General features: G+C 69.2%; 21 protein-coding genes and 1 riboswitch. Of the genes, 14 read left to right on the top strand and 7 right to left on the bottom strand.

The genetic code is table 11. The annotated features are described in order from the left end of the window. Positions 1-3: 3 nt before the first annotated feature. The 5 genes from AS029_RS03245 to AS029_RS03225 form a co-directional block, all read right to left on the bottom strand. A complete protein-coding gene (locus AS029_RS03245; protein ID WP_058231120.1) occupies positions 4-1,302 on the bottom strand; it encodes an ABC transporter permease in 1,299 nt (432 codons plus the stop codon). Next, positions 1,299-2,663 (bottom strand): ABC transporter permease, encoded by a 1,365-nt coding sequence (locus tag AS029_RS03240; protein WP_175456618.1) that lies wholly within the window; start codon positions 2,661-2,663, stop codon positions 1,299-1,301. Before AS029_RS03240 ends, AS029_RS03245 begins: the two co-directional genes overlap by 4 nt. Beyond that, a complete protein-coding gene (locus AS029_RS03235) occupies positions 2,660-4,180 on the bottom strand; it encodes an ABC transporter ATP-binding protein (protein WP_058231119.1) in 1,521 nt (506 codons plus the stop codon). The genes AS029_RS03240 and AS029_RS03235 overlap by 4 nt, the downstream gene beginning before the upstream one ends. A 152-nt stretch (positions 4,181-4,332) precedes the next feature. Then, a complete protein-coding gene (locus AS029_RS03230; RefSeq protein ID WP_058231211.1) occupies positions 4,333-5,397 on the bottom strand; it encodes a BMP family lipoprotein in 1,065 nt (354 codons plus the stop codon). Between the two features lie 234 nt (positions 5,398-5,631). After that, positions 5,632-6,750: a mannose-1-phosphate guanylyltransferase gene (locus AS029_RS03225; RefSeq protein WP_058231118.1), complete on the bottom strand. Its 1,119-nt coding sequence runs from the start codon at positions 6,748-6,750 to the stop codon at positions 5,632-5,634. Between the two features lie 214 nt (positions 6,751-6,964). On the opposite strand from AS029_RS03225, the gene sdhC reads away from it, so the two are divergent. The 7 genes from sdhC to trpS all read left to right on the top strand — a co-directional run bounded on the left by sdhC (position 6,965) and on the right by trpS (position 14,013). Continuing rightward, positions 6,965-7,399, top strand: coding sequence for a succinate dehydrogenase, cytochrome b556 subunit (gene sdhC, locus AS029_RS03220; RefSeq protein ID WP_074615813.1), 435 nt, complete (start codon positions 6,965-6,967; stop codon positions 7,397-7,399). Next, complete coding sequence (locus AS029_RS03215; protein WP_058231117.1) at positions 7,399-7,857, top strand: succinate dehydrogenase hydrophobic membrane anchor subunit; 459 nt, start codon at positions 7,399-7,401, stop codon at positions 7,855-7,857. Before sdhC ends, AS029_RS03215 begins: the two co-directional genes overlap by 1 nt. Before the next feature lie 46 nt (positions 7,858-7,903). Next, positions 7,904-9,733 (top strand): succinate dehydrogenase flavoprotein subunit, encoded by a 1,830-nt coding sequence (gene sdhA / locus AS029_RS03210; protein WP_058231116.1) that lies wholly within the window; start codon positions 7,904-7,906, stop codon positions 9,731-9,733. 1 nt (position 9,734) lies between these two features. After that, the gene (locus AS029_RS03205) at positions 9,735-10,520 is read left to right on the top strand and encodes a succinate dehydrogenase iron-sulfur subunit (protein ID WP_058231115.1); all 786 of its coding nucleotides are present in this window, start codon (positions 9,735-9,737) and stop codon (positions 10,518-10,520) included. Between the two features lie 142 nt (positions 10,521-10,662). Further along, positions 10,663-11,862: a YihY/virulence factor BrkB family protein gene (locus AS029_RS03200; protein ID WP_082642115.1), complete on the top strand. Its 1,200-nt coding sequence runs from the start codon at positions 10,663-10,665 to the stop codon at positions 11,860-11,862. Between the two features lie 101 nt (positions 11,863-11,963). Beyond that, positions 11,964-12,812: an exodeoxyribonuclease III gene (locus AS029_RS03195; RefSeq protein ID WP_058231114.1), complete on the top strand. Its 849-nt coding sequence runs from the start codon at positions 11,964-11,966 to the stop codon at positions 12,810-12,812. 196 nt (positions 12,813-13,008) lie between these two features. Next, positions 13,009-14,013 carry a tryptophan--tRNA ligase gene (gene trpS, locus AS029_RS03190; RefSeq protein ID WP_074615812.1) on the top strand — a complete coding sequence of 335 codons (1,005 nt, stop codon included), beginning with the start codon at positions 13,009-13,011 and terminating at the stop codon, positions 14,011-14,013. 295 nt (positions 14,014-14,308) lie between these two features. On the opposite strand, the gene AS029_RS17175 is transcribed toward trpS, so the two are convergent. Continuing rightward, the gene (locus AS029_RS17175; RefSeq protein ID WP_058231113.1) at positions 14,309-15,172 is read right to left on the bottom strand and encodes an endonuclease domain-containing protein; all 864 of its coding nucleotides are present in this window, start codon (positions 15,170-15,172) and stop codon (positions 14,309-14,311) included. A 301-nt stretch (positions 15,173-15,473) separates the two neighbouring features. On the opposite strand from AS029_RS17175, the gene AS029_RS03180 reads away from it, so the two are divergent. After that, entirely contained in the window at positions 15,474-16,337 is an 864-nt protein-coding gene (locus tag AS029_RS03180; RefSeq protein ID WP_058231112.1) for an Fpg/Nei family DNA glycosylase, read from the top strand. Between the two features lie 352 nt (positions 16,338-16,689). Here the strand turns inward: AS029_RS03180 and AS029_RS17170 are convergent, their stop codons facing one another. Further along, positions 16,690-18,414 (bottom strand): S8 family serine peptidase, encoded by a 1,725-nt coding sequence (locus AS029_RS17170; protein WP_139168000.1) that lies wholly within the window; start codon positions 18,412-18,414, stop codon positions 16,690-16,692. 370 nt (positions 18,415-18,784) lie between these two features. Beyond that, positions 18,785-18,934, top strand: a riboswitch (FMN riboswitch). Between the two features lie 56 nt (positions 18,935-18,990). On the opposite strand from AS029_RS17170, the gene ribD reads away from it, so the two are divergent. The 6 genes from ribD (at position 18,991) to AS029_RS03145 (ending at position 24,895) form a co-directional block, all read left to right on the top strand. Next, on the top strand, positions 18,991-20,205 hold the full coding sequence (gene ribD / locus AS029_RS03170; RefSeq protein ID WP_058231110.1) for a bifunctional diaminohydroxyphosphoribosylaminopyrimidine deaminase/5-amino-6-(5-phosphoribosylamino)uracil reductase RibD: 1,215 nt from the start codon (positions 18,991-18,993) through the stop codon (positions 20,203-20,205). Then, entirely contained in the window at positions 20,205-20,885 is a 681-nt protein-coding gene (locus AS029_RS03165) for a riboflavin synthase (RefSeq protein ID WP_058231109.1), read from the top strand. Before ribD ends, AS029_RS03165 begins: the two co-directional genes overlap by 1 nt. Then, positions 20,882-22,150 carry a bifunctional 3,4-dihydroxy-2-butanone-4-phosphate synthase/GTP cyclohydrolase II gene (locus tag AS029_RS03160; RefSeq protein ID WP_058231108.1) on the top strand — a complete coding sequence of 423 codons (1,269 nt, stop codon included), beginning with the start codon at positions 20,882-20,884 and terminating at the stop codon, positions 22,148-22,150. Before AS029_RS03165 ends, AS029_RS03160 begins: the two co-directional genes overlap by 4 nt. Next, on the top strand, positions 22,150-22,623 hold the full coding sequence (gene ribH / locus AS029_RS03155; RefSeq protein ID WP_058231107.1) for a 6,7-dimethyl-8-ribityllumazine synthase: 474 nt from the start codon (positions 22,150-22,152) through the stop codon (positions 22,621-22,623). The genes AS029_RS03160 and ribH overlap by 1 nt, the downstream gene beginning before the upstream one ends. 256 nt (positions 22,624-22,879) lie before the next feature. Then, the gene (locus tag AS029_RS03150; RefSeq protein WP_058231106.1) at positions 22,880-23,233 is read left to right on the top strand and encodes a hypothetical protein; all 354 of its coding nucleotides are present in this window, start codon (positions 22,880-22,882) and stop codon (positions 23,231-23,233) included. A 210-nt stretch (positions 23,234-23,443) separates the two neighbouring features. Then, on the top strand, positions 23,444-24,895 hold the full coding sequence (locus tag AS029_RS03145; RefSeq protein WP_058231105.1) for an MFS transporter: 1,452 nt from the start codon (positions 23,444-23,446) through the stop codon (positions 24,893-24,895). Positions 24,896-24,986: the final 91 nt, after the last annotated feature.

Raw genomic sequence — 24,986 nt, 5'->3', positions numbered from 1 at the left:
GGGTCAGCCCTTGATGTACGGTTTGCCGGCGGCCGCGGGCCCGCGGACCTTTCCGACGAGACCGGCGACGGCGAAGATCGTCACCACGTACGGCAGCATGAGCATGAACTCGCTGGGCACAGGCGATCCGATGACGCCGAGGGTGTTCTGCAGGTTCGAGGCGAAGCCGAACAGGAGCGCGGCGAGGGTGGCGCGGATCGGGTCCCACTGGCCGAAGATGACCGCCGCCAGCGCGATGTATCCGGCGCCGGCCGTCATCTCCTTGTTGAAGGCGCCCACGGAGCCGAGGGTGAAGAACGCCCCTCCCAAACCGGCGATGGCCCCACCCAGCGACACGTTCCAGAAGCGGGTCTTCGCGATGTTGATGCCGACCGTGTCGGCGGCTTGCGGATGCTCACCCACCGCGCGGAGCCGCAGGCCCCACCGGGTGTGGAACAGGCCCACGTAGACCAGCGCCACCGTCACGTACATCAGGTAGACGATGACGGCCTGGTTGAACAGCATCGGTCCGATGATCGGGATGTCGGCGAGCACCGGGATGGGCAGGCGCGGGAACCGCGGCGGCGAGTTGAGGGTGGCCGCGTTCGGAGCCAGCAGCTGCGAGAAGAAGAAGCTGGTCAGACCCACCACCAGCACGTTCAGCACCACACCGACGATCACCTGGTCGACGAAGTACTTGATCGCGAACGCCGCGAGCACGAACGACACGAGCACCCCCGAGACGCCGGCGGCCAGCAGCCCGACGAACGGGTTGCCGGTCGCCGTGGCGACGACGGCCGACGTGAAGGCACCCGCGAGCAGCTGGCCTTCGATCGCGATGTTGACCACGCCGACCCGCTCGCTCAGCACTCCGGCCATCGCGCCGAAGATCAGCGGAACCGACAGGCTCAGGCCTCCCGCGAGCAGACCCGTGAGCGGGATCACCGAGGTGGTGGCACCGGCGGCGGCCCACGTGAGGAACCCGACCATGAACACCAGGGCGAAGATCACGGCCAACCACAGGGGCGGCCGGCGGTGCGCGCGCACGAGCAGGACGCTCGCGACGGTGATGAGCGCGAGAAGGACGGTGCAGACCACGCCGGTCACGACGCCGCCGAGCACGACCTCGGGCAGTTGCAGGAACTCGCCGGGGCTGGAGATGCGGAAGACCGCGTCGCCGTCCTGGCGTGCGATGACGAACAGCACCGCGGCGAGCACGGTGATGACGCCGTAGACGACGGGGGCCTTCCAGCTGAGGACGACGGTCTTGTCGAGCGCGTCCGACGCCGGCGAAGCCTCGTGGTGCGGGGCGGTGGTGCTCACTTGGCCGCCTCCTTCTTCTTGAGGGTGCGGGCCTTGACCGGGCGTACTCCCGGGGCCGGCAGGCGGAAGATCGCGCGCACGAGGGGCGGAGCGGCGATGAACAACACGATGAGCGACTGCACGACGAGCACGATGTCGATCGGCACGCCGTTGGCGGCCTGCATGGAGAATCCACCGGCCTTGAAGGCGCCGAACAGGATGCCGGCGACGAGCACACCCACGGGGGTGGACCGGCCCAGCAGGGCCACGGTGATGGCGTCGAAGCCGATGCCGGCGTCGATCCCGCTGGAGAAGCCGGTGGTCACCGTGCCGAGGACCTGGTCGACACCCGCGAGGCCGATGAGGCCGCCGGAGATGAGCATGGCGACCACGTACATCGACTTGACGTTGATGCCGGCCACGCGAGCCGCGTTCGGATTCAGCCCCACCGCACGGAAGCGGAAGCCGAGGGAGGAGCGCTCGAGGATCCACCACACGAGCGCGACGGCGGCGAGCGAGAGGATGAATCCGAAGTGGAGGTTGTAGGCCGGCCCGAACAGGTCGGGGAAGACCGCGGTGTCCTTCATCGCGGGCGTCGTCGGGTTGCTCGAGCCCGGAGCCTGCAGCAGACCGGGGGTGCGCAACAGGTAATAGACCAGATAGAAGCCGACGTAGTTGAGCATGATCGTGACGATCACCTCGTGCGCGCCCGTGCGAGCCTTCAGCAGACCCGCGATACCGGCCCACAGCGCTCCCGCGACGACGCCCGCGACCAGCGCGACGACCATGTGCAGGCCCCACGGCAGGTCGAAGGCGAAGGCGACGTAGCCGCCGGCTGCGGCGGCGACCAGCATCTGTCCGCGTCCGCCGATGTTGAACATGCCGACGCGGAAGGCCAGCGCGACGCCGAGGCCCGCCGCGATGAGGGGGGTCGCGAAGGTCAGCGTCTCGGTGAGCGGACGGATGCCGGTGGCGAACTCGGGGCGACGGAAGTTGTAGATCGCGCCCTGGAAGAACGAGGCGTAGGCGCCCGAAACGGACTGCCAGATGGCCGCGAAGGTATCGCCAGGGCGGGCGAAGAAGTAGCCGGAGGCGGCCTGGACGTTCTCGTCGGTGGCCGCGATCATGATCGCGCCGACCAGCAGCGCGAGCACGACGGCGAGAACGGAGATGATCGCGTTGCCGGTCGCGATCTCGCGCAGCGCACGACGCCAGCGGTCTTCGTCGGGCGCGGGTGCGGAGGGGACGACGCGCGCTCCCGCGGCGGGGGCGACCCGCGACCCGCCCTCGAGAGCGATGTCGGCGCTCGTGGCGTCGGCGACCTCGGCGGCGCGATCCGCACGCGAGACGTTCGGGTCGTGCGGGCTGTGGGGATCGCTCACGCGGCGACTCCTTCGTTCTGGGGCGCTTCGCCGGCCATCATGAGGCCCAGCACGTCGCGCGAGGTGTCACCGGGCACGATGCCGACGACGCGTCCGCGGTACATGACCATGATCCGGTCGGCGAGCGCGGTCACTTCGTCGAGCTCGGTCGACACGACGATGACGGGAACGCCCGCATCGCGGGTCTCGATGACGCGCTTGTGGATGAACTCGATCGATCCGACATCGACGCCGCGGGTGGGCTGCGCCGCCACGAACAGACGCAGATCGCGGCTCAGTTCGCGGGCGAGCACGACCTTCTGCTGATTACCGCCGGACAGGCGCGCGACGGGGGTCTCGATCGACGGGGTGCGCACGTCGAACTCGGCGACCTTGTCACGGGCGAAGGCTGTGAGCGTCGTCAGCTGAAGCGCGCCGTTCTTGACGAACGGAGCGCCGTCAGCGCGGTCGAGCATGAGGTTCTCGGCGATGGAGAACTCCCCCACCAGACCGTCTTCTTTGCGATCTTCGGGAACGAAACCGACGCCGGCGTCGAGCACCGCGCGCACGGAGGAGCCGTTCAGCTCCGTGCCGTCGAGGGTGATCGAGCCCTCGACCCGCTCCTGCAGACCGACGAGCGCCTCGGTGAGCTCGGTCTGACCGTTGCCCTGCACGCCCGCGATCGCGAGGACCTCGCCGCGGCGGACGTCGAAGCTGACGTCGTTGACGACGACCTGCCCGATGGCGTCGACGACGGTCAATCCCGAGACGGACAGCCCCACCTCGCCGAGCGTGGGCGCCTCTTTCTGCACGGTGAGCTCGACGGCGCGACCGACCATGAGGGAGGCGAGCTCCGCGTTGGAGGCGGTGGGCTCGGCCTCGCCGACCACCTTGCCCAGCCGGATGACGGTGATGCGGTCGGCGACCTCGCGCACCTCGCGCAGCTTGTGCGTGATGAAGACGATCGAGGTGCCTGCAGCCTTGAGCTGGCGCATGATCGCCATCAGCTCGTCGGTCTCCTGCGGGGTCAGCACCGCGGTCGGCTCGTCGAAGACGAGCACCTTCGCATCGCGCGAGAGCGCCTTGATGATCTCGACACGCTGCTGAACGCCGACGGGGAGATCGTCGACGAGCGCGTCGGGGTCGACGTCGAAGCCGAAGCGGTCGGAGATCTCCCTCACCTTCGCGCGGGCGGCGCCGAGATCGAGACGCCCCCCTGCTTTGGTGGGCTCGTGACCAAGCATGACGTTCTCGGCGACGGTGAAGACCGGGATCAGCATGAAGTGCTGGTGCACCATGCCGATGCCCGCGCGCATCGCGTCGCCGGGGCCGGAGAAGTGCTGGACGTCGTCGTTCAGCAGGATCTCGCCGCCATCGGCCTGGTAGAGACCGTAGAGGACGTTCATCAGGGTGGACTTGCCGGCACCGTTCTCGCCGAGCAGGCAATGTATCTCGCCGGCCTCCACGGTGAGGTCGATGTGGTCGTTCGCCACCAGGGATCCGAAGGTCTTCGTGATCCCGCGGAGTTCGAGCTTCATGTTCCCGATCCTAAGTTCTCGACGCCGGACGCGGCAGGCGTCCGACGAGAAGGGCCGCCTCGTGAGCGGACCCGGGCACGGGCGGTCGTTCACCGCCCATAAAGGGAGGGGAGGCCGGCGTGCGCCGGCCTCCCCCGAGGCGATGCGGGCTCTCAGCCGGCGAGGTAAGACTCGACGGTGATGGAGCCGTCGACGATCTGCGCCTTGAGCTCGTCGATCTTGCTGGTCAGCTCGGCCGGCACACGGTCGGACCAGTCGTGGTACGGGGCCAGGCCCACGCCCTCGTTCTCGAGCGTGCCGATGAAGGGAGCCGCGTCGAACTCGCCGTTACCGGCGGCGACGATCGCGTCCTTCGTACCGACGTCGATGCCCTTGCGGATCGACGTCAGGAGCAGGTCCTTGACCGACTCGTCGGTCTCGTAGACATCGGCGTCGACACCGACGAGCGCGATCTCGCGGCCGGCGTCGCGGATGGCGACCGCGGCCGACTGGTAGATCGGACCACCGACGGGCAGCAGCACGTCGACGTTCTGGTCGATGAGGGCCTGCGCGGTCTGGCGCGCGGTGTCGTTGGCCTCGAAGCCACCGGTGAACGAGCCGTCCTGCGCCGCGCGGTCCCACCCGACGAGGCGCACCGACGTGCCGTTGTCGGTGTTGTACTTCTCGACGCCCTGCGCGAAGCCGTCCATGAAGATGCTCACGGTCGGGATGTTCAGGCCGCCGAAGGTGCCGACGACGCCGGTCTTCGACGTGCCCGCGGCGAGGTAGCCGGCGAGGTAGGCCGCCTGAGCGGTGTCGAAGATGATGGGCTTGATGTTGGGGGCGTCGGTCTGCCCGTCGAAGTCGCTGTCGACGGTGTCGTCGATCGAGACGTACTCGAGGTCGGGGTTGGCCGTGGCCGACTCGAGCGCCGCGGGGGCGAGGAGGAATCCGACGGTGACGATCGTGTTGCAGCCCTGGTCGACCAGGTTCTGGAGGTTGGACGCGTAGTCGGTCTCGGCCTGCGACTGGACCTCGATGGGGGTCTTCGAGCCGAGCTCTGCCGCGGCCGCGTCGACACCCTCTTTGCCGAGCTGGTTAAACGACTTGTCGTCGAAGCCGCCGGCGTCCGACACCATGCAGGGCAGGTAGTCGCTCGCGCCGGCGCCGGCCGACGCGCCACCGGCGCTCTCGGGCGCTGCACCGCAACCGGCGAGCAGCACGGCGGCGCCGATCATGGCGAAGCCGCTGATGACGGCCTTCTTCGTGGTCTTCACGAATGGTCCTCCAAGACGGATGCCCCCAACGGGTTCGGGGGACGATCCCGTCACGTTACCTACTGTGTCGCCGTGCTTGCGCGCCGGGAGCCGCGGTGCGCGCCAATGGTTACAAAGACGCAATCTCGCGTCATCCGGACGCCACACGATGCGTCATCAGAAGGAACCGGATGCCGCAGTCTGCGGCATCCGGTGTCAGAGCACGTCGCCGCGACCGGTCAGCTTCAACGCGTCGACGACGCCCTTGACGCGCTGGGCGTTCTCGGTCGTGGTGACCAGGAGGGCGTCGGGGGTGTCGACCACGACGATGTCGCGCACGCCGATGAGGCTGATGACGCGCTTGGTCTGCGAGACGACGATGCCGCTGGACGCGTCGGAGAGCACGCGGGCGTCCTCGCCGAGGATGGCGAGCTCGTTGCGGCCGCCGCCGGAGTTCAGCTTCGACAGGCTGGCGAAGTCGCCCACGTCGTCCCAGTCGAAGTGGCCGGGGATGACGGCGAGACGCCCCTTCTCCGCCGCGGGCTCGGCGACCGAGTAGTCGATGGCGATCTTCTTGAGGCCCGGCCAGATGCGGTCGACCGCGGGGCCGCGGCGGTCGCGGTCGTCCCACGCCTCGGCCAGCTCGAGAAGGCCCGCGTGCAGCTCGGGCTCGTTGACGGCGAGTTCCGCCAGGAGCACGTCGGCACGGGTGATGAACATGCCGGCGTTCCACAGGTAGTCGCGGTCGGCGAAGTACTGCTTGGCGGTCTCGAGATCGGGCTTCTCGACGAAGCGCTCGACCGTGTACGCCTCGGGCGCTCCGTCGACGATGAGCTCGTCGGCCTTCTTGATGTACCCGAAGCCGACCGACGCCTCGGCGGGCTGGATGCCGATGGTGCAGATGTACCCCTCTCGGGCCACTGCGACCGCCTGACGCACGGCGAACTCGAACTGCCGGGTCTGACGGATGACGTGGTCGGCCGCGAAGGAGCCGATGATCACGTCGGGCTCGCGGCGCACCAGGATCGCCGCGGCGAGACCGATGGCCGCCGACGAGTCTCGCGGCTCCGACTCGAGGAACACGTTGTGATCGGGAACCCCCGGGAGCTCGCGCTCGACGGCGGCGCGGTGGGCGCGACCCGTGACGACGGCGATGCGGCCCTCGCCCGAGAGCGGGGACAGTCGGTCCCACGTGTCGCGCAGCAGGGTCTGACCCGAGCCGGTGAGGTCGTGGAGGAATTTCGGGGCGTCCGCCCGCGAGAGCGGCCAGAGGCGGCTGCCGATCCCCCCGGCGGGGATCACGGCGTAGAAGTCGTCGATAGCGAGGTCTGCCATGGCTCCGACCCTAGCGGTCCGCACCCGGAGCACCCGGATCGTCGCGCGCCGGCGGACCGGGTGAAACGGCCTCCGGAATATCTCGATATCGAGAGAGTCTTAGGCCGCCCTAATCCCCGCCGTTCATAGCCCGGACGTAGTATTCAGTGGCGCCCGTGTGACGCTCGGGACCCGTGCGGGTCCCCAACACCGTGTTCGATCAGGGAGGACGACCGTGTCAGCACCAGCACGTGCCACGCCGTCGGTGAAAGAGACCACATCGAAGAGGCCCCGCGGCACTCTCTACCGCGGCCGCGAGGGCATGTGGTCCTGGGTCCTGCACCGCATCACCGGCGTCGCCATCTTCTTCTTCCTCCTCGTGCACATCCTCGACACGGCCCTGATCCGCGTCTCGCCCGAGGCGTACGACGCGGTCATCGGCACCTACAAGAACCCCGTCATGGGGCTCGGCGAGGTGGCGCTCGTCGGCGCGATCGCGTACCACGCGTTCAACGGCCTGCGCATCATCCTGGTCGACTTCTGGCCGTGGGCCACGCGTCACCAGCGCCAGCTCTGGTGGGGCGTGCTGGGCCTCTGGGTCGTCACGATGCTCGGATTTACCCCCCGCCACCTGATCAACGTCTTCAGCGCCGTCACCGGGAGCCACTGATGTCCGTCGCCCAAGAAGCCGCCACGATCCCCGCCCCGCGCACGCCGAGCGTCCGCAAGAAGGGCTCCAACCTCGAGAAGTGGGGCTGGATCTACATGCGCGCCTCCGGCGTGCTGCTGATCGTCCTCATCTTCGGCCACCTGTTCGTCAACCTCATGACGGGCGACGGCATCCACCAGATCGACTTCGCGTTCGTCGCCGGCAAGCTCGCCTCGCCCTTCTGGCAGTGGTGGGACGTGCTGATGCTGTGGCTGGCGCTCATCCACGGCGCGAACGGCATGCGCACGATCGTGAACGACTACGTCACGAACGCGAAGATCCGCAAGATCCTCGTCGGCTCGCTGTGGGTGTCCGCCGGATTCCTGATCCTCCTCGGCACCCTCGTCGTCTTCACCTTCGACCCCTGCCTCGGCGTCACCGAGAGCAGCTCCCTGTGGGACGTGTGCCAGGCGGCGTGAGCCTGTGGCATCCCTTCTTTCCCCTGACAGCAGAGGTATCGCACACGTGAGCACTCAGACTTCTTCGGACTCCGTCGTCAAGGACGGCGTCCACTACCACCAGTTCGACGTCGTGATCGTCGGCGCCGGCGGCGCGGGAATGCGCGCGGCCATCGAGGCCGGTCCCGGCGCGAAGACCGCCGTCATCTCGAAGCTCTACCCGACCCGCTCGCACACCGGTGCGGCGCAGGGCGGCATGGCCGCGGCGCTCGCCAACGTCGAAGAGGACTCGTGGGAGTGGCACACCTTCGACACCATCAAGGGCGGCGACTACCTCGTCGACCAGGATGCCGCGGAGATCCTCGCCAAAGAAGCGATCGACGCCGTCATCGACCTCGAGAACATGGGTCTGCCGTTCAACCGCACCCCCGAGGGCAAGATCGACCAGCGCCGCTTCGGCGGCCACACCGCCGATCACGGCAAGACCCCCGTGCGCCGCGCGTGCTACGCCGCCGACCGCACCGGTCACATGATCCTGCAGACGCTCTTCCAGAACTGCGTCAAGCTCGGCATCAACTTCTTCAACGAGTTCTACGTGCTCGACCTCATCACGGTGAAGGATGCCGCGGGCAAGACCCAGGTCGCCGGTGTCGTCGCCTACGACCTCGCGACCGGCGAGCTGCACGTGTTCCAGTCGAAGGCCGTCGTCTTCGCGACCGGCGGCTTCGGCAAGATCTTCAAGACCACCTCCAACGCCCACACACTCACCGGTGACGGCGTCGGCATCGTGTGGCGCAAGGGCCTGCCGCTGGAGGACATGGAGTTCTTCCAGTTCCACCCGACCGGCCTCGCCGGTCTCGGCATCCTGCTCACGGAAGGTGCGCGCGGTGAGGGCGCGATCCTCCGCAACGCCAGCGGTGAGCGCTTCATGGAGCGCTACGCCCCCACCATCAAAGACCTCGCGCCCCGCGACATCGTCGCCCGCTGCATGGTTCAAGAGGTGGCCGAGGGCCGCGGTGCCGGCCCGCACCGCGACTACGTGCTGCTGGACTGCACGCACCTGGGCGCCGAGGTGCTCGAGACCAAGCTCCCCGACATCACCGAGTTCGCCCGCACCTACCTCGGTGTCGACCCGGTCGTCGAGCCGGTGCCGGTCATGCCGACCGCGCACTACGCGATGGGCGGCATCCCCACCAACATCAAGGCCGAGGTGCTCGCCGACAACGACACCGTCGTGCCGGGCCTCTACGCCGCCGGTGAGTGCGCGTGCGTCTCGGTGCACGGCTCCAACCGCCTGGGCACCAACTCGCTGCTCGACATCAACGTGTTCGGCAAGCGCGCCGGCCGTAACGCCGTCGAGTACGTCAAGACCGCCGACTTCGTGCCGTTGCCCGAAGACCCCGCCGCCGAGGTGCGCGGTCTCATCGAGGGCCTGCGCAACAACAGCGGCACCGAGCGCATCGCCGTGCTGCGCAAGACGCTGCAGGACGAGATGGACAAGGGCGCGCAGGTGTTCCGCACCCACGAGTCCCTCGCCCACGTCATGGACGTGATCGCCGACCTGCGCGAGCGCTACAAGAACATCCACGTCGACGACAAGGGCAAGCGCTTCAACACCGACCTGCTCGAGGCCGTCGAACTGGGCTTCCTGCTCGACCTCGCCGAGGTGGTCGTCTACTCGGCCCAGAACCGCGAGGAGAGCCGCGGCGGTCACATGCGCGACGACTTCCCCACGCGCGACGACGAGAAGTACATGCAGCACACCATGGCGTACCTGTCGGGAGACCCCCACTCGTCGCACCCGGCCGATCACATCGAGCTCGGCTGGAAGCCCGTGGTGTTCACCAAGAACGAGGCGGGCGAACTGCGTTACCCGCCGCTGGAGAGGAAGTACTGAGATGGCATCCACCGTTCTCGAGAACGTCGACGTCTCCGACGAGGTCGAGCAGACCCCCGAAGACACCGGCATCCAGTCGTTCCTGGTGACCTTCAACATCCGCCGCTTCGACCCCGAGGTCGACGATGAGCCGCGCTGGGTCGACTACGACGTGGAGCTGTATTCCACCGACCGCGTGCTCGACGCGCTGCACAAGATCAAGTGGGAGGTCGACGGCTCGCTGTCGTTCCGCCGCTCTTGCGCCCACGGCATCTGCGGATCGGATGCCATGCGCATCAACGGCCGCAACCGCCTGGCCTGCAAGACGCTGATCAAAGACCTCGACATCTCGCAGCCGATCTACGTCGAGGCGATCAAGGGTCTGCCGCTCGAGAAGGACCTCATCGTCGACATGGAGCCGTTCTTCGCCTCCTACCGCGAGGTGCAGCCCTTCCTCATCTCGAACTCGAAGCCCGAGCCGGGCAAGGAGCGCGTGCAGTCGATCGTCGACCGCGAGGTCTTCGACGACACCACCAAGTGCATCCTGTGCGCCGCGTGCACCTCGTCGTGCCCCGTCTTCTGGACCGACGGGCAGTACTTCGGCCCCGCCGCGATCGTCAACGCGCACCGCTTCATCTTCGACTCGCGCGACGACGCCGGAGACGTGCGCCTCGACATCCTCAACGACAAAGAGGGTGTGTGGCGCTGCCGCACGACGTTCAACTGCACCGAGGCGTGCCCCCGCGGCATCGAGGTCACCAAGGCCATCGCCGAGGTCAAGCAGGCCGTGCTGCGCGGCGGTCGCTGACCCCTCCCCTCTCGAACGGCGGGTGCGCCTGTCCCTGAGCTCGTCGCAGGGTCGGTGCCCCGCCGTTCGGCGTTGATGCCAGCGCCGCCGGAGCTGTGCAGAGGCGCCGAGCGGCGCGGCATCCACTCAGTAGGCTCGACGGGTGACCGAGACCAGCCACGACGCGCGCCCGCTGCCCGCGGTCCGCGACGACGAGGCTCCGCTGCGCGCCCGGTTCGAGGCGGCCCAGTCCGCCGTTCGCGACCGCCTCGATCAGCCCATCGCCCGTGCGGCGAGGATCGCGCAGTGGTTTCCGATCCGGGTGTGGCGCCACTTCCTGCAGCACAACGGCTTCCTGCTGGCGGCGGGGATGAGTTATCAGGCGCTGTTCGCCGTGTTCTCGGCGCTGTACCTGGCCTTCGCGGCGGTCGGTCTCTGGCTCGGCGGGAGCCGCATGGCGGTCGAGGGGCTCATCCGCATCGTCAACAGCTACATCCCGGGCCTGATCAGCGAGAACGGTCTCGTCAAACCCGAACAGGTCGAGGAGGCGACGCAGCAGAGCGGCAGCCTGCTCACCATCACCGGAAGCGTCGCCGTCGTCGTCGTCATCTGGACGGCCATCGGGTTCGTCACCTTCACCCGCCGCGCCGTGCGCGACACCTTCGGGCTGCCCTTCGACATGCGCAACTACGTCATGTTGAAGGCGCGCGACTTCCTGGCGTCGGTGCTCTTCGGCGTCTCGCTGCTGGTCGGCGCTCTGCTGGGCACCGTGACAACCGGGGCGATCGACCTCGTCTTCAGCCTCATCGGCTGGGATCGCGAGACGGCCGGGTGGATCCTCGGGGCGCGGGCGGTGTCGCTCGTCGTCGCCTTCGGCATCAACACCGTCGCCCTCGCCGCGCTGTTCCGCTTCCTCACGGGAACGACGCTGTCGTGGCGGCGCGCGTGGCCCGGTGCCCTCGTCGGAGCCACGGGCATGGTGCTGCTGCAGGTCGGAGCGGGCTTCCTCGTCGTCTACACCCCCACCAATCCGCTGCTGTCGACGTTCACGGTGCTCATCGGGTTCCTGCTGTGGTTCCGCTTCATCGGCATCGTCATCCTGGTCTCGGCCGCGTGGATCGCCGTCGCGGCCGGCGACAACGACGTGCCGTTGCGCTCCCCCGAAGACCGCCGTGCGATGGAGCAGGCGGCGCTGGTGATCGCGGCGCAGGTGGGCGTGCGCGAGGCCGAGAAGGCACTCGCCCTCGCGCGCTGGCCGTGGCGTTGGCGGGCACGCCGGCGGCTCACGGCCGCCGAGAAGACGCTCGCCCGCGCCGAAGCCGACGTGCCGGCACCGCGGCGCGCGTCGCTGATCCCGGAATGACCTCCGCCCCGGCCCGCCCGTTGCATGGATGGCGTGCAGGGATGCCACGACGGGGCGGCCGCGCCGGGAGCGATGTCGGAGGTCGCGGTTAGGCTCGTCGGGTGGCTCGTTCCGTGCGTATCGTCTCCGTCAACGTCAATGGCATCCGTGCCGCCGTCCGCAAGGGAATGAGCGAGTGGCTCGAGTCCTCCGGGGCCGACATCGTCGCCCTGCAAGAGGTGCGGGCCACCGCAGAGCAACTTGCCGAGGCGCTGCCGGGATGGCAGATCGTCAACGACGAGTCGCTGCAGAAGGGCCGAGCGGGCGTGGCGATCATCAGCCGCCTCCCCGGTGTCGAGACGCGAACCCACCTCGGTCCCGAGCCGCTCGACGCCTCCGGCCGCTGGATCGAGACCGACTTCGACATCGACGGTGAGACCGTCACGGTCATCAGCGCCTACGTGCACAGCGGCGAGGTCGATACGCCCAAGCAAGACGCGAAGTGGCTCTTTCTCGATGCCATGGAGCAACGCCTCACCGAGCTCGGCGCGACGACCGAGCTCGCGGTGGTCATGGGCGACCTCAACGTGGGCCACCGCGAGCTCGACATCAAGAACTGGCGCGGCAATCGCAAGAACGCCGGCTTCCTGCCCCGCGAGCGCGCGTACTTCGATCGCTTCTTCGGTTCCGCCGGCGAGCAGGTAGAGGGCGTCGACGGCTCCACCGGCACGGGTCTCGGGTGGGTCGACGTGGGGCGTCGTCACGCCGGCGACGTCGAGGGTCCGTACACGTGGTGGTCGATGCGCGGCAAGGCGTTCGACAACGACTCGGGCTGGCGCATCGACTACCACGTCGTCACCCCTGCCCTCGCGGAGCGCGTCACCGACTACCGCGTCGATCGAGCACCGTCGTACGACACCCGCTGGAGCGATCACTCCCCCGTCATCGTCGACTACACGCTCGGGCGCTGACCCGCGGGCGCGTCCAGCGTTCACGTATCGTCAGCGACCGAGCGGCGCCCGCGTTCTCGCGTCGCCGCCCGAGCGGTGCCGTGTTCACACAACGCTGGCCGGCGCAGAGCCCGCGTGCACGCGTCATAGCGCCCGCGTCACCTGTCGCAGCGCCCGCGCGCCGCGGCGGTTGTGCGCCGACGCCTAGGATCGAGGGGTGACTCAGCAGCGCCTCTACTCCGGAATGCAGCCCTCCGCCGACAGCCTCCAGATCGGCAACTACATCGGAGCCCTGCTGCAGTGGCGCGACCTGCAAGACGAGTACGACGCCTTCTTCTCCGTCGTCGACCTGCACGCCCTCACGCAGCCGGGCGACCCGGCCGAGCGTCGCGAGAAGACGCGTCGCACCGCCGCGCAGTACATCGCCGCCGGTATCGAACCGTCCCGTTCGACGCTGTACGTGCAGTCGCATGTGCCCGCGCACGCGGAGCTGCAGTGGGTGCTCTCGACCCTCACCGGCTTCGGCGAGGCGGGCCGCATGACCCAGTTCAAGGACAAGTCAGCTCGGTACGGCACGGATGCCACCAACGTCGGCCTCTTCACCTACCCGGTGCTCATGGCGGCCGACATCCTGCTGTATCAGACCGACGTGGTTCCCGTCGGCGACGACCAGAAGCAGCACATCGAGCTCACGCGCGATCTCGCCGAGCGGTTCAACCAGCGCTTCGGTGAGACGTTCACCGTGCCGAAGCCCGTCATCCAGCGCGAGACCGCCCGCATCTACGACCTGCAGAATCCCACGTCGAAGATGTCGAAATCGGCGGAGTCCGACGCGGGCGTGCTGTGGCTGCTCGACGAGCCCAAGGTCAGCGCGAAGAAGATCATGCGCGCGGTCACCGACTCCGAGGGCGCCGTGCGCTTCGACCGTGACGCGAAGCCGGGGGTTTCGAACCTGCTGGTGATCTACTCGGCCCTCACCGGTCGCGACATCGCCGCCATCGAAGACGAGTACGCCGGTCGCGGCTACGGCGACTTCAAGAAGGGCCTCGCCGAGGTCGTCGTGAACGAGTTCGAGCCGGTGCGCGAGCGCGCCCTCGAGCTGCTGGCCGACCCCGCCGAGCTCGACCGCGTGCTGGCCGTGAACGCCGAAAAGGCGGCATCCGTCGCCGAGAAGACCCTCGCCGACGTCTACGACCGCATCGGCCTGCTCCGCCGCGGCTGACCTGCTCGCTCGACGCCCGCACGACCGACCGTTCGTGCGGGCGTCGCCGTTCTACCGCGGCGACATCACGCAGGGAAACCGCGCTTCTCGCGGCGCCGTCAAATGGCACGGCAGTCCTACGTCGCCACTCTCCTGCGTTGTGTATGCGCCGGCAGCTGTGACCCCATCTCCGAAAACGTCACAGCGCCGACTCCGCTGAAGGTCGCTGAGAGACACAACGCAGGAATTCCGGTGGTCGGTGGGCCCTGACCGCACCCCTGAAGACCGCTCCGCACACGTTTCCTGTGTCGTGTCCTCAGCGGTGAACGGCAGCGGAGGATCTGAGGCCATGCACGGCACGGCGCAAAAGTTTCGGGTCGCTGAAAATCATGCTCGCCGTCGGTCGGATGACGACATACCCCCGCTCAGCCAGCAGAAGATCGCGCAGCCGATCCCGCTCCTGCGCCTCCCACCCGGCATGGTGTGCTCGACTGTCGCACTCGACGACGATCCAGCCGTCTATGAGCAGATCCACACGGCCGACGCCGTCGATCTGCACCTGCACCTGCACAGAACAGCCCAGGTTCTTGAGCAGCAAACGCGCGATGCTCTCGGAGCCCGCCTCGGCGCGACCGTCGAGGAGCGGCCGTAGAGCTGCGTACTTCGAGGGAAGGCCCGCGAACAGATCCCCTAGGTCGGCCTCATCGATGAGGCATTGGTACAGCGCATTGTCGAGCATCGCGATCGAGGCTCTGCGCCCTTGGCACCGGACGGCGACGGCCAATGCCTCCGTGAGAGGAATCGAGTGCGCGGCACCCCGCTCACTATGCCGCCAATGCACGACCACGTCCGACGCGGCGGTCAGGCTGCGGCGACGCGAAGTCGGCGAGCGTAGTCGCGAATGAGTCGGCTCCACCTGTACATAAAGGCTCGAGCGATCGAGAACGAAGACCCCGGCCGCCGCGACGGCCGAGATGCAATCCAATCGACCGCCGACACGTTGAGCCGCGACGACGGTTTCGTGGACTCCACCGCCGACGTAGACATCGCGCCGCGCACGGCGCAGGGCCCCGGTCGCCAGGGCTTCGCGAATACCGGCACGAGTCGCCCCGGCCGCGCGCAGTTCGGCGTATGACATGACCGTGTCGAGCGGGAATGCCGGCGGGTGTTGGTTCTCCATCGGACGACGATGAATGATCTCGCCCCTCCTCGCCGTGCGTCGTGGCCGGAATCGTGCACTGCTCCACGAATTGCGGTCCCGGGGAGGAACCGGACACGACGCAGGAAAAGCGGGCCGCGCAGGCAGCCGCGTGGCCCGCGCGTGGGGGAACTGGGATGGAATTCCTGCGTTATGTCGCGTGCGACGTATGTGTTGCGACGGCGTTCTGCAGGCCGCACGGTGAACCACCACTCTGCCCCGAACGCACCAGCCGCCACGCAAGGCCTCGTCCCATGTCGGAGGGGCGTGACACGATGGGCGCATGCCGGAGATGCCAGAGGTCGAAGGGCTCGTCGAGTTCCTGCGGGGCCGCCTCGCGGGGCTGCGCGTCGACAAGGCCACCGTGTCGGCCATCAACGCCCTGAAGACGTACTCCCCTCCCCTGACCGATCTCGTCGGCGCGCAGGTGACCGGCGTCGAGCGGCACGGCAAGTTCGTCGACATCGCCACCGACGGCGGCATCCATCTCGTGTTCCACCTGGCGAAGGCCGGTTGGCTGCGGTGGTACGACGCGCTGCCCACGACGCTGATAAAGCCGGGCAAAACGCCCATCGCCCTACGGGTGGGCTTCGACGACGGCTCGGGGTTCGACCTCACCGAGGCGGGAACGAAGAAGTCGCTCGCCGTGTACGCCGTGACCGACCCGGCCGAGGTGACCGGCATCGCGCGCCTCGGACCCGACCCGCTCGACGACGATTTCGGCCGGGCGGAGTTCGGCGCGCTGCTCACCGGTCGGCGCACGCAGATCAAGGGCGTGCTGCGCGACCAGTCGATCATCGCGGGCGTGGGCAACGCTTACTCCGACGATATCCTCCACGCGGCGAAGATGTCGCCCTACGCCCTCGCCGCCACCCTCACCGACGATGAGGTCGACCGCCTCTTCACGGCGATGACCACCACCCTCACCGAAGCGATCGAGGCTGCCCGCGGCAAGCCGCCGGCGGAGCTGAAGGATGCCAAGCGCCGCGGCATGCGCGTGCACGGGCGGCGCGGCGAGGCGTGCCCGGTGTGCGGCGACGAGGTGCGAAGTGTCTTCTTCGCCGACAACTCGCTCGAGTACTGCCCGACGTGTCAGACCGGCGGCAAGCTGCTCGCCGACCGCCGGTTGTCGCGCCTGCTGAAGTAGCGCGGCGACGCTGTCCACCGGTTCCAGCTTCCAGGAGACTTCGTCCGGTCAGCGACGAGACCACCATTGCGGTCCGGAGACCTCGCGGTCATCCGCTTGGCATCCCCGCCACCGCGGGACAGCTGCCGATACACGCAGCGACACCGCCGGATCGAAGCGCCCGGCATCTCCGTCACCGCTGGAGAGACGCCGGCATCCGCAGCGACACCGCCGGATCGAAGCGCCCGGCATCTCCGCCATCGCGCGAGAGGTGCCGGTATCCGCACCGACGCCACCGGATCGAAGCACCGCGGCCGCGGGAACGACAACGGCGGGCGACACCGGAGTGTCACCCGCCGTTGTCGTCAGAGGGTCAGCCGACCGCGATCGTCACGATCGGGCTCCACCCGATGTTGCCGGCCGCATCCACGGCGCGCGAGCGGATCTGGTAGCGACCCTTGGGGTACTGGCTGGCGTCGAGCGTGGTGCGCCAGAGTCCGTCGCTGCCGCGCACGGCATCACCGAGCTTGGTCGAGCCCGCCCAGAAGCTGACACCGGTCACACCGACGTTGTCGCTCGCCGAGGCGACGAGGTCGCCGCGTCCGGTGATCGTCGTGCCCGTGGTCGGGCTGACGATCGACGTCGTCGGTGCGGTCGTGTCCTTCGACGGGGTGGGCGACGCCGTCGGCGTAGGCGAAGCAGTCGGCGTCGCAGTCGGCGTCGGCGTGCGCGTCGGGGTCGGCGATGCGGTGGGCGTGGGCGATGCGGTCGGCGTCGGCGTGGCAGTCGGCGTCGGGGTCGGCGCCGGGCCGGAGCCCGTGGGGGCGACGGTGGCGAGGTAGCCGTAGTACTTGCTCGGCGAGGAGCCGGCGGCCGACGGGCTGCCGAACCAGGTGTGACCCTTCGCGTCTGCTGCCTTCGCCTGACCGATGACCTGCTGGATGACCTGCGGGGTGGTCATGCCGGAGCAGGTCCCCGTGGCGAAGCAGTTCAGGACGACACCACTCAGGGCGGCGGTCGCCATGGACGTGCCCGACTGGATGTACCCGAAGCGGTCGCCCTTCAGCGTGGTGTACGGGCAGGTGCCGGGCGCGGCGAGCGTGTGGGCCTTGTCGGCGTCGGAGACGGCGTAGTTCGTGTTCAGCCAGGGCGAGTCGTCCTTGGTGGAGAGGCCGCAGGTGCTCGCGGCCAGTCCGCCGGGCTTGCCGTCGTAGTCCGCCATGTTCGTCGCCACCAGCACCTCGTCGTACGAGCCGGGGAGGACGCGTCCGAGGTCGGTGGCACCGTTTCCGGCACCCGAGACCACGACGACACCCTGCGACGTCAGGCGGCAGATGGACTGGTGAAGCGCGTCGCTGTTGGAGTAGCCGCAGTTGCCGTCGTCGACGCCTTCGAATCCGAGGCTCATGTTGGCGACCTTGATGTTGTAGGTCGCTGCATTCGCGACGACCCAGTCGACACCGCAGAGCACCGAAGAAAGCGTGCCCTTGTTCTTGGCATCCATCACGCGAACCGAATAGATGGGCGCGCCGGGGGCGACACCGACCGTGCCGAAATCATTGTCGTAAGCCGCGATGTACCCCGAGACGCCGGTGCCGTGACCGTTGCCGTCGCGCTCGTCGCTGGTGCCCAGGCAGTTGACCGCCTTGACGAGGTTGTAGTCGATGTGGGGGTTCACGCCCGAGTCGATCACCGCGACCGCAGGACCGGTCCAGGGCGTCTGCACACCGTCGCCCGCGTTGACCGGCGCCTTGTCGGCCTGCACGGTCCTGGGGGTGGGGGTGTCCATCTGCGCGAAGCCCTCGACCTCGACATCGGCCGCCAGGATGCTGACGCGGCGGTCGTTGGCCAGTGCCGTCGCTTCTTCGGCCGTCAGGCTCGCTGCGAAGCCGTTCAGTGCGGCCGTGTACCGGTCGTCGACGTCGACGCCGTAGCGCGCCGCGAGCGCGGCCGCGTCGACGCCGTCGGCGAGCCCGATGACGTAGTCGCCCGCCGGGCGCGTCGCTGCTGACGCCGGTGACGCACCGACCACACCGGCGAGCAGAACGGCGGCCACGGCCACCATCGCGCTCGCGGGACGGAAAATCTTCAAAGCCATTCCCTCAACCCTCGCGAAGAATTCAAGGCGGAATGATAGGAAAGCCCGCCGACGAAAAGAATAGGGCCTAAAAGTTTCGACCAGGTGACGCGTCCGGGATTCTTTGGTATAGGTTGCGCCGCCGTTGCGGTCGCGGGAGGCGTCCGCACGCCCGCCCGCCCGCGCGGCGCGACGACACGAGCGCACCCGCCCGCCCTCCCGTGCGGCGCGACAAGACATGCACGAACGCCCGCCCGCGCGGCGCGACCAGGCACGCGGACTCGCCCGCCCGCATGCGAGCAAACCCCCGGTCCCGTCGAACGCGCGTGTTTCGCCCCGTTCCGGGGAATGAAACCGCCACCGCCACGTTCACTACACTCAGAAGTGCAACAACGTGCTCCGGGGTCGGTGAGAATCCGAACCGGCGGTGACAGTCCGCGAACCCCTCCGCGTCACGCGGTGGGGCCGATCCGGTGGAAATCCGGGACCGACGGTGATGCGGGGGTTCCCCCTCGCTAGTCCGGATAGGAGGCAGCACGGACGGCGCGTCGCGCCTTCCCGCTGGTCCCGCCCCGACACCGCGGGAAGGACAGGGAAATGGCATCCGCCGCCGAGATCGACGCCATGCGGCGAGCGCTCCTGCTCGCCCGGCGCGGCCCGCGCGGGCTGAACCCGCAGGTCGGCGCGGTCATCCTCTCTCCGGCCGGCGACGTGCTGGCGGAGGGGTTCCATCGCGGCGCGGGCACACCGCACGCCGAGGTCGACGCCCTGTCGAAGCTCGCGCCCGGCGAAGCCCGAGGCACCACGGCGGTCGTCACCCTGGAGCCGTGCAATCACACCGGCCGCACCGGACCGTGCGCCGTCGCGCTCATCGAGGCCGGCGTCGCCCGCGTCGTCTACGCCCTCGACGATCCCACGGATGCCGCAGCGGGCGGGGCGGAGCGCCTGCGCGCTGCGGGCGTCGACGTCGAAGCGGGTCTCGCCGCGTCGGAAGCGGCGGCCCTCGTCCACGACTGGGCCGCCCTCCAGCGCACCGGCCGCCCCCACGTCACCGTCAAGTGGGCGCAGAGCCTCGACGGTCGCGCCGCGGCCGATGACGGCACCAGCCAGTGGATCACCGGACCCGCCGCCCGCCGCGACGTGCACGCGCGCCGCGCCGAGGCCGACGCGATCATCGCGGGGACCGGCACAGTTCGCAGCGATGACCCCGCGCTGACCGCGCGCGCCGCCGACGGTTCGTTGCTCGAGGCGCAGCCCGTGCCCGTCGTCATCGGCGAGAGCGACACGGCCCCGGATGCCGCTGTGCGCCGCCATCCGCGCGAGCCCCTCTTCTACGCGACGCATGACCTGCACGCCGTGCTCACCGACCTCGCCGCGCGGGGCCTGCAGCGCGTCTTCGTCGAGGGCGGCCCCACCCTCGCGAGTGCGTTCCTGCGCGAGGGGCTCGCCGACGAGCTGCTCGTCTATGTGGCCCCCGTGCTTCTCGGCGGCTCGCGCCTCGCCCTCGGCGACATCGGCGTCGCGAGCATCGCGGACGCGCGGCGGCTGACCGTGGCATCCATCCAGCAGCTCGGCGACGACACGCTGTTCGTCGCCCGTCCCGCGGCGGCCCCCGGCGCACCCACGCCACGGGTGGCGGACCCCGGTGAACCCACGCCCCGGGCTGCGGCCCCCGGCGCACCCACGCCACGGGCTGCGGCTCGCCCGGCGGCGCAACCGGCGGCAACCGAGCCCGCCGCCACCGAGCCCGCCACCGCCGAGCCCGCGTTCACCGCGCCCGCGCCCGCCAGCGACAACAGAGGAGACGCCTGATGTTCACCGGAATCGTCGAAGAGATCGGCTCGATCACCGCCGTGGAGCCTTCGGGCGACGGCGTCCGGGTCACCGTCACGGCCCCCGTCGCGGTGTCGGACGCCGGTCACGGCGACTCGATCTCGGTCAGCGGGGTGTGCCTGACCGTGGTCGACCGCGGCGAGGACTGGTTCACCGCCGACGTGATGAAGCAGACTCTCGACATGTCGACGCTCGCCGACGTGGCGCCCGGCCGCGCGGTCAACCTCGAGCGGGCCACCGCCGCCCATGGCCGGCTCGGCGGACACATCGTGCAGGGCCACATCGACGGCACGGGGACCGTGCGCGAGGTGCGCCCAGGCGCACAGTGGAGCGTCGTGCGGGTCGGCATCCCGAGCCATCTCGCCCCGCTCGTCGTCGACAAGGGGTCGATCGCGATCGACGGCGTCTCGCTCACCGTCAGCGCGGTCAGCCCCGCAGGCGACCCCGAGCCGTGGCTCGAGGTGTCGCTGATCCCCGAGACACTCACGGCGACGACGCTGGGTACCGCCGAGGCCGGACGGCCGGTGAACCTCGAGACCGACATCCTCGCGCGCCACGTGCAGCGCATGCTCGCCTTCCGCACGCCCGCCACCGAGACCCGCGGCACCGAAGAGAACCCCGCGGCATCCGCCGCAACGACCGAGAGGGGCTCCGCATGAGCCTGTCCACCATCCCCGAGGCCCTCGAAGCCCTTCGTCAGGGACGCCCGATCCTGGTCGCCGACGACGAGAACCGTGAGAACGAGGGCGACGTCATCATCTCGGCCCAGCTCGCCACCCCCGAGTGGCTGGCCTGGACGGTCCGCTGGTCGAGCGGATACGTCTGCGCCCCCATGCCCGCCGAGTGGGCCGACCGGCTCGACCTCCCCCCGATGGTCGAGGTCAACGAGGACGCGCGAGGCACCGCGTACACCGTGAGCGTCGACGCCGCGTCGGGTGTGACCACCGGCATCAGCGCCGCCGACCGCGCGCGCACGCTCAACGTGCTCGCCGACCCGGAGTCGGTGCCGACCAGCGTCATCCGCCCCGGACACGTGCTCCCGCTGCGCGCCGTCGACGGCGGCGTCCGCGAACGTGCGGGGCACACCGAGGCGGCCGTCGACCTCATGCGCCTGGCCGGACTCGAACCGGTCGGCGCGATCGCCGAGGTCGTTGCCGAGGACGGCAGCATGATGCGCCTGCCCGGACTGTTCGAGCTCGGTGAGCGCGACGGCATCCCGGTCATCACGATCGAGCAGCTCATCGCCCACCTGAACGAGATCGATCCCTCGCCCACGGCCGCGCCCGCCCGGCGCCGCGTGAGCCTGCGCGCCGAGTCGAACGTGCCCACCTCGCACGGCACGTTCCGCTTCCTGGCGTACAAGGACCGCGTCACCGGCACCGACCACCTCGCCGTCGTCTCGGGCGACCTCCTCGAGCCGGCACCGCTGGTGCGCGTGCACTCCGAGTGCCTGACGGGCGAAGCCTTCGGATCGCTGAAGTGCGAGTGCGGCCCCCAGCTCGACGCCGCGCTCGACACCATCGACCGCGACGGCGGCATCGTCATCTACATGCGCGGCCATGAGGGGCGCGGCATCGGCCTCATCAACAAGCTGCGCGCGTACAACCTGCAGGAGCGGGGACTCGACACGGTGGATGCCAACCTGGCCCTGGGTCTGCCCGCCGATGCCCGCGATTACGCCGCGGCCGCCGGCATCCTCGCCGACCTGGGGGTCGAGAAGGTGCGCCTGCTGACGAACAACACCGACAAGGTCGCGCAGCTGCGCGGCTTCGGCCTCGACGTCGTCGAGCAGGTGCCCCTGCTGGTCGGCGTCGGCCCCAACAACCACCAGTACCTCGAGACCAAGCGTGACCGCATGGGGCACGTCATCGCCGAGGACGACCTGCGCGACGCGCTCGCGCACATGAAGGAAGAGAGCGCCTGATGGCCGGCAGTGGAGCACCCGAGACCGGGGGCGTCGACGCCTCCGACCTGAACATCGTCGTCATCGCCGGCACGTGGCACGAGGTCATCACGAACGGCCTCATCGCCGGGGCGAAGCGGATCCTGGATGCCACGGGCGCGACGTACCGCATCGTGCGGGTGCCCGGTTCGTTCGAGCTGCCGGTCGCCGCTCGCGCGGCGTTCGAGGGCGGGGCGGATGCCGTGGTGGCGCTCGGGGTGATCATCCGCGGGGGGACGCCGCACTTCGAATTCGTGTCGTCGGCGGCGACCGACGGCCTGACGCGCGTTGCGCTCGACGCCGGCAAGCCCGTCGGTTTCGGCGTGCTGACGCTGGACGACGAGCAGCAGGGTCTCGACCGCGCGGGACTCGAGGGCTCCAAGGAGGACAAGGGCGAGGAGGCCGCCGACGCGGCGATCCGCACGGCTCTGGTCTTGCGGGAGCTGCGCGGCTGAGCCCGGTCGACCGGGCGGGCTCGGAGGCCCGAGGCGGCTGAGCCCGTCGAAGCCACCGGGGGCACCGCGGGGGCCGGTCCCTTCGACAGGCTCAGGGACCTCATCTCGGTGGCTGAGCCCGTCGAAGCCACCGGGGGCACCGCGGGGGCCGGACCCTTCGACAGGCTCAGGGACCTCATCGTGGCGGCTGCGCCGAGACCCACGGTGAGGCCCGCCTTGCTGGCGACCGCGGCACGGCATCCATAATCTGACCCGTATGGAGATCCTGCGCAACGTCGTCATCCTCGTGCACCTCGTCGGCTTCGCGGTGCTGTTCGGCGCGTGGGTCGTCGAGGCGGTGGCGCGCCGCAACCGCATCACCCGGCTGATGAACCCCGCCCTCGGGATCTCCCTGCTGTCGGGCCTGGCGCTGTCGGCTCCCTGGGGCCTCGACCACGACCTGAACTACACGAAGATCGCGATCAAGCTCGTCGTGCTGCTCGTGATCGGCGCCCTGCTCGGCATCGGATCGGCGAGGCAGAAGCGCACGGACGCGCTGCCTTCCGCGATCTTCTGGCTCATCGGCATCCTGACCCTGCTCAACGCGGCGCTGGCGGTCATCTGGCGCTGATCGCCCCGGCGCGCCAACGCTCCTCTCACAAAGGGGCGCACACGTGCGGCGTTCACTCAGCGCACGCATAGACTGGAGGGTCTGACGCCCCTGACGCGGGGACGTCCCGGTGATTCTTCGCCTCCACACTCGCACCCACCCCCGCGAGCGCGCGCGACACCGCCGCGTCCGACCCCGGACGCGACCGTTCGACCCTCTCGTCAGGCGCTCATGACCTCCTCATCCCCCACCACCCGCTCCGCCGTCGCCCCGGCCAACCCACGCTCGCGTGTCATCACCGCGAGCCTGGTCGGCACGACGATCGAGTTCTACGACTTCTACGCCTACGCCACCGCGGCGGTGCTCGTCTTCCCGGTGCTGTTCTTCCCCACCGGCAACGACACCACCTCGCTGCTGCTGTCGTTCAGCGTCTTCGGCGCCGCCATGGTCGCGCGCCCCCTCGGCGCCATCGTGTTCGGCCACTTCGGCGACCGCTTCGGTCGCAAGGCCACGCTCGTGGCATCCCTTCTCACGATGGGTGTCGCCACCTTCCTCATCGGCTGCCTGCCCACGTTCAACGAGATCGGCGTCTGGGCGGCCGTGCTGCTGCTGATCATGCGCCTCGCGCAGGGCTTCGCCCTCGGCGGCGAGTGGTCGGGTGCGGCACTGGTCGCGACCGAGAACGCCCCGAAGGGCAAGCGCGCCCTGTTCGGCACGTTCCCGCAGTTGGGCGCCCCCATCGGCTTCATCATCGCCAATACGGTGTTCCTCGTCATCAATTTCGCGCTGCCGCACCCCGACGGCACCGCGCAGCGCTCGGCGGAGTTCCTCGCCTGGGGCTGGCGCGTGCCGTTCCTGTTCTCGGCCGTGATGGTCATCGTCGGCCTCTACGTGCGCCTCAAGCTCGTCGAGAGCGAGTCGTTCGCGAAGGCCGAGAAGAGCGGTGTCATCCGCAAGTTCCCGCTCGGCGAGGTCGTGCGCCGCAACTGGAAGCAGCTGATCCTCGGCACGTTCATCATGCTGGCGACGTACGTGCTGTTCTACCTGATGACGAGCTTCACGCTCTCGTACGGCACCAAGCCGACGATCGAGGGCGCCGCCGCCGCGGCCGAGAAGGCCGGCACCGCCTTCGACGCCGCCGCCTACGTGCCGGGGCTCGGCTTCGGCTACACCGACTTCGTCATCATGCAGATCATCGGCGTGGTGTTCTTCGGCGTCTTCACCATGCTGTCGGGCCCGGTGGCCGATGCGATCGGGCGCAAGCGCCTGCTCATCGGCGTGACCATCGCGATCATCGTGTTCGGCCTGACGTTCTCGGTGTTCCTGCTGCCGCACGCGGATCCGAAGTTCACCGGCGCACTCGTGCAGGCGTTCCTCGTGTTCGGCTTCCTGCTGATGGGCGCGACCTTCGGCCCCATGGGTGCGGTGCTGCCCGAGTTGTTCCCGACGAACACCCGCTACACCGGGTCGGCCATCTCGTACAACGTCTCGTCGATCCTCGGTGCCGCTCTCGCGCCGATCGTCGCGGTGGCGCTGTGGGCCACCGGCGAGGGCAACCCGTGGCTGGTCGGTCTGTACCTGTCGGCCATGGGCGTGCTGACGCTCATCGCCCTCGTGCTCTCGCCCGAGACGAAAGACGTCGACTACGACGACAACATCGCCGCCGGAGCGATCGCGCCGTAACGCGGTTCGTCGCAGAGCATCGGATGCCACGGGGCCTGGGCCTCGTGGCATCCGTCGTTCTCAGCGACGCAGGGCTCAATGCGACGTGGGC

Source organism: Microbacterium enclense (assembly GCF_001456955.1).
GTDB lineage: Bacteria > Actinomycetota > Actinomycetes > Actinomycetales > Microbacteriaceae > Microbacterium > Microbacterium enclense.
Note: the sequence above shows the minus strand (reverse complement) of the source record. Positions and strands in the feature narration are given on the sequence as shown.